The organism is Paracoccus salsus, from assembly GCF_021556615.1.
Classification (GTDB): Bacteria; Pseudomonadota; Alphaproteobacteria; order Rhodobacterales; family Rhodobacteraceae; genus Paracoccus; species Paracoccus salsus.
In genome coordinates this window covers 1-4310 of record NZ_JAKGGD010000020.1, presented here as the reverse complement: position 1 = coordinate 4310, position 4310 = coordinate 1, and the positions used below count along the sequence as shown (strand labels likewise).

The 4310-nt window shown below is 62.2% G+C and carries 9 protein-coding genes; 7 read left to right on the top strand and 2 right to left on the bottom strand.

The annotated features are described in order from the left end of the window. On the top strand, window positions 1-568 hold a 568-nt coding region (locus L1965_RS15905), incomplete at its 5' end, for a DNA adenine methylase (RefSeq protein WP_235757404.1). Here L1965_RS15905 and L1965_RS15900 read toward each other — a convergent pair. Continuing rightward, window positions 551-1471, bottom strand: coding sequence for a site-specific integrase (locus tag L1965_RS15900; protein WP_235757403.1), 921 nt, complete (start codon window positions 1469-1471; stop codon window positions 551-553). The genes L1965_RS15905 and L1965_RS15900 overlap by 18 nt on opposite strands. Before the next feature lie 130 nt (window positions 1472-1601). Between L1965_RS15900 and L1965_RS15895 the strand changes: the two genes are divergently transcribed. Genes L1965_RS15895 through L1965_RS15875 form a run of 6 tightly spaced genes read left to right on the top strand, consistent with a single transcriptional unit; the run spans window position 1602 to window position 3835 of the window. After that, the gene (locus L1965_RS15895) at window positions 1602-2057 is read left to right on the top strand and encodes a MerR family transcriptional regulator (RefSeq protein WP_235757402.1); all 456 of its coding nucleotides are present in this window, start codon (window positions 1602-1604) and stop codon (window positions 2055-2057) included. 25 nt (window positions 2058-2082) lie between these two features. Further along, the gene (locus tag L1965_RS15890) at window positions 2083-2328 is read left to right on the top strand and encodes a hypothetical protein (protein WP_050525695.1); all 246 of its coding nucleotides are present in this window, start codon (window positions 2083-2085) and stop codon (window positions 2326-2328) included. After that, window positions 2325-2786, top strand: coding sequence for a hypothetical protein (locus tag L1965_RS15885; protein WP_235757401.1), 462 nt, complete (start codon window positions 2325-2327; stop codon window positions 2784-2786). The genes L1965_RS15890 and L1965_RS15885 overlap by 4 nt, the downstream gene beginning before the upstream one ends. Continuing rightward, the gene (locus L1965_RS16145) at window positions 2744-2881 is read left to right on the top strand and encodes a capsid cement protein (protein ID WP_338421497.1); all 138 of its coding nucleotides are present in this window, start codon (window positions 2744-2746) and stop codon (window positions 2879-2881) included. Before L1965_RS15885 ends, L1965_RS16145 begins: the two co-directional genes overlap by 43 nt. A 1-nt stretch (window position 2882) precedes the next feature. Continuing rightward, window positions 2883-3197, top strand: coding sequence for a head-tail joining protein (locus tag L1965_RS15880; RefSeq protein WP_235757400.1), 315 nt, complete (start codon window positions 2883-2885; stop codon window positions 3195-3197). Then, complete coding sequence (locus L1965_RS15875) at window positions 3194-3835, top strand: DUF6441 family protein (protein WP_235757399.1); 642 nt, start codon at window positions 3194-3196, stop codon at window positions 3833-3835. Before L1965_RS15880 ends, L1965_RS15875 begins: the two co-directional genes overlap by 4 nt. Window positions 3836-4122: 287 nt before the next feature. Here L1965_RS15875 and L1965_RS15870 read toward each other — a convergent pair. Next, the coding region (locus L1965_RS15870) for a hypothetical protein (protein ID WP_235757398.1) at window positions 4123-4310 on the bottom strand (188 nt) is incomplete at its 5' end.

Sequence of the window (4310 nt, the reverse complement as noted above, 5' to 3'; positions counted from 1 at the left end):
AGGAGGAGATCGACCCCATTCTCAGCATAACTACGAAAGCCGCCTGATCATGACCTCAGGCCATCTGGAAATTTACACCACCTTGACGGACGTGACCCGGTTTCGGAAGCGCGACGGCTACATGTCCACGCCCTGCGGCGCGCACGAACCAATTCATCCCACGTCTTTCTCCCAACGCGTCGATATCTGGCACAAGCGGATGAAGGGTGCCCAGTTCGAGCGAATGGACTACGCAGAGGCGATGGCGCGCGCTCAACCCGGAGACTTGGTCTACTGCGACCCACCCTACTCCTATTCGCAGGCGATCCTTTACGGCGCGCAAGACTTTAAGCTTGAGGACCTGTTCACGGCAGTTGCTGACTGCAAAGAACGCGGCGTTCGTGTCGCTCTCAGCATTGATGGGACAAAAAAGTCGGGCGAATTCTATTGTGACATTAAGATCCCTCAGGGTCTTTTCGAGAACGAACTGCTTGTGAACATTGGACGCTCAATGCTTCGGCGCTTTCAGATGGGCGGAAAAACGCTAGAAGCGGAAGAGGTGCGCGACCGCCTACTCCTGACCTACTGAGGTTCGGCGCTGCAGCAGTTGCCGCGGCTTGTAGGCACGCGGATCACTCGGGAACCGCTGCATCATCGATGAGAAGCCTGTGGCCTTCGCGTTTCCCAAACATTCCCAATAGCTTGAGGGCTCGTTTCGGGCGATTCTGCCGCCCGTGCGGACCATCCTCCATCGCCTTCTCGGCCTCGTGCGGGCTCGCGGCTTCGACGCTGCGGATGGCGGGCGGCGTTGGGAGCCCTTCTCGAAATCGACGTCCTGCCAACGCAGGCCCCTCAGTTCTGACGCGCGCAGACCGCCCAGCGCCGAGACGATCAGGTGTGGTTTGAAATCCTCATCGGCGGCCTCGATCAGGGCGCGGATCGCCTCCTTCGACGGCACTGGAGCCTTGTGCTCGATCCGGCTGGATTTGATCACCCGCACGCCGTGCGCTGCATTGGTGAACAACTGGCCGTTGTCGATGGCATGGTCGAGGATCAGCTTCAGCACCGACAGTGCGCGGCGGGTCAGGTGTTCGGACCGGCCATTCAGCAGCAGCCGGTCGCGCAGCTCGTTGACATGGCGGCGGGTCAGTTGGGCGATCAGCTTGTCCCCGATCCCGACCTCGGGCACGGTCAGGTGCAGCCGCACATAGTCGCTGTAACCGCGCAGGGTCGAGCGTTCCATCCGCCGTCCCGTCTTGCAGCGCACCTCGCAATGGTCGAGCCAGCTTTTCGCTGCCCCGGCCACCGTCGTGCTGTCGCTGTCGGCCAGATAGGTGTGGTTGGCGACCAGAGAGCGGACCTTCACCAGATAGACATCAGCATCCTTGCGGCGCGGGAACAGCTTTGACCGGCGCTTGCCAGCTTGGTCGGTGAAGTCCACCTGCCATCGGACCAAGCCCGACGGCAGCGTGCGTTTGCGGATCGTGGCCATCTTCTCCTCACTCCCATCCAAAAGACAAACTCACGGGAAGACAGACGTTTGCCGAACATTCCCACTAGTATTGACAGTACGTTAGATGCCATATATCCACACATCAAACGTACTGTCAAAGGATAGTGAAGTGGCACAAGACATTACCATCCAGAAGCTGGCCGACGCCTTCAATATTGGTCGGTACCAAATCGATGCCTGGATTTCGCGCGGCTACCTTGTTCCGCAAAACGAGTGCGAACGCGGCAAAGCCCGGATTTTCACCATGCGGGACGCCATCGCCCTCGGTGCCATCGTGGACTTCGCACGTCTTGGGTTTGAGCCCGCTCGGGTCGCACCGCACATCAACAATCTGCACGGCGTTGCCGATGGAGACGCCCTTCTGGTGATTTACGAAGGCCCGATCCGGCTTTCGTCACAAGAGGACGCGGCCTTCATGGACTCGGATATTCCCGCCCCTGCGTCGAAGATCATCTCGCCCCAACGTCTTCCCGAGATCGCGGCCGATCCAGAGGTTCGCTCTTTTGCGGTCGTGAACCTGAACGACATCGAGCGGCGGGTCACAAAAGCCCTCAGCGCCGACTGACCACCCAGCCATAACGGAGACAGCCATGAATATTCAAACGCGGGGCACTCCTGCGACTGCAGACGCTTGCCCAACGCTTGCTGACGACCTGCTGCATGGTGCCGAAGCCATCGCGATCTTTGTGTTTGGCAACGTGCGCCACCGCCGCAAGGTCTATTACTACGCCAGCGACGCCAAGGTGCGGATGCCGGTGTTCAGGATCGGCAATGTAATCTGCGCACGCAAAAGCAAGCTGATCGAGTGGATCGAGGCGCAGGAGCGTGATCTTTGATCAGCAATCCAGCCACGGTCGCCGACCTGGCTGCGCGCGTCAACTATCGCATGGCCGATCTGGCGCGGACACTGCTGGGCGATCCTAATCCGGGCTACTCGACAAAATGCCAGCTTCGCTACGGCGCTAAGGGCAGCGTCGCCATCGAGATCGCAGGCCCACGCGCTGGGCGCTGGTATGACCACGAGGCGGGCGTCGGCGGCGATGGGTTGGAGCTGATCCGGCACCACAAATGCCTGTCCGATGCAGAGGCCCGGCGCTGGGCGCGCGACTGGATCGGCGAAATTCAGCATCGACCAACCCAAACAGTGGCAGCGGCACCAAGCACCATGGACAGCAAGAAGGCCGTGGCCGAGATCATCGCTTGTCTGGGGGGTGTCGCTGCGAGTCCCGCTGAGACCTACCTGCGCAGACGATCTACTGGGACGCGGCGAACAGCCGAACCACCAACGTCCTGACCGGTAACACGCGGATCGGCATCGCCACGCAGGCGGTCGCGGGCGGCGCGGGCGACACGACCGGGATCGTGCGCCTGAATGGGGGCGCGACCTGAGATGACGGCCTTCGCCAACGCCACGGCCGCCCTCTTCCGCGATCCGAACCTCGCGCAGGATGCGGTATGGCGATCGGGCGGGGCTGGCTTGCCGGTCGCCGTCCGCGTGATGATGCGGCGGCCGGATACGGTGACGGGCTTTGGCGAAGGCCGGTTTGTCACCGACAGCGTGATGATCGATGTCGAGTGTGCCGCGCTGGGCGCCCTTGCCCCGGGCGACACGTTCGAGATCGGCGGCGTGATCTACGAGGTCCGGGGCGAGCCCGTGCGCGACGCCCAGCGTCACGTCTGGAAGGCCGAGGGGCGGGAGGCATGAAGATCGGCGCCAGCATCGACGGCGATCTGAACGCGATCGCCACCGAGATCCTGCAGGAGGCAGAGGCCGCCGTCACCCGCGGCGTCTTTGCCGCCGGGCGGGGTCTGCGCGACGACTGGCGCGGGCAGGTTCGGGCATCGGGGCTCGGCACCCGTCTTGCCAACTCCGTCCGGCAGGCCGACTTTCCGCGATCGGGGACATCCCTTCGCGCGGCCAGCCTCGTCTGGACCAAGGCGCCCGACATCCTGCACGCCTTCGACGGAGGCGTGCTGATCCGCGGCAAGGACGGACTCTGGCTGGCGATCCCTCTGCCCGCAGCAGGCCTCACCAGCCTCGGCCGCCAGCGCATCACCCCCTGGCGCTGGGAACAGCGCACCGGCATGCGCCTGAGGTTCTTCTATCGTCGAAACGGGCCGAGCATGCTCGTCGCCGATGATGCGCGGCTTAACAGCCGGGGGCTTGCCGCAGCAAAGGGCGGTCGGCGGCGGCGGGATGGCATCCTCTCCGGGGCGCAAACCGTGCCGGTGTTCCTCCTGCTGCGGCAGGTGAAGATGCCGAAGAAGCTGGACCTTGATGGGTTGGCACGGGACGCGACGGCGCGCCTGCCGGGGGCGATCTTAGGGGCGTGGAAAGAGTGAGGCTTCGAAAACCTTATGGCGCCTTACCCAACAGTTCGACTGCTTCTTTCGAGGTCAGACGCTCGTAACGATGAGCGCCCAAAGCGCTTCCCCCGAACATCTTAGGCCCGCGCCCTTCACTCTTTGGATTTCGACATCGAACCCGTCGAAGCTCAGGTCGTACCGAATGTTGCCCTCTTGTTGCCGAAGCTCAGCTTCGGTCCACATACGATCGACTGCACTATTGCTGGAAATGCCGAAAACCGAGTAGCCGAGCGGTGTGCCAAGTACCCGGTCAAGCGTGTCTGTCAAATCGAAGGCTGCGCACCGACTACGAAACAGGAGTGTTCCTTCTCCACCATAAATGGAAAAAACTGGCCGCTTCGGCCATCCGCTGAAAGGTAATGTCCGAGCACGTGGTGTAATTTCACCGGCTCGTTCGGTGTAATCTCAGGTGGCCATCGAGGTGTATGGTCGAGGTGGAGTTTGGCGACTT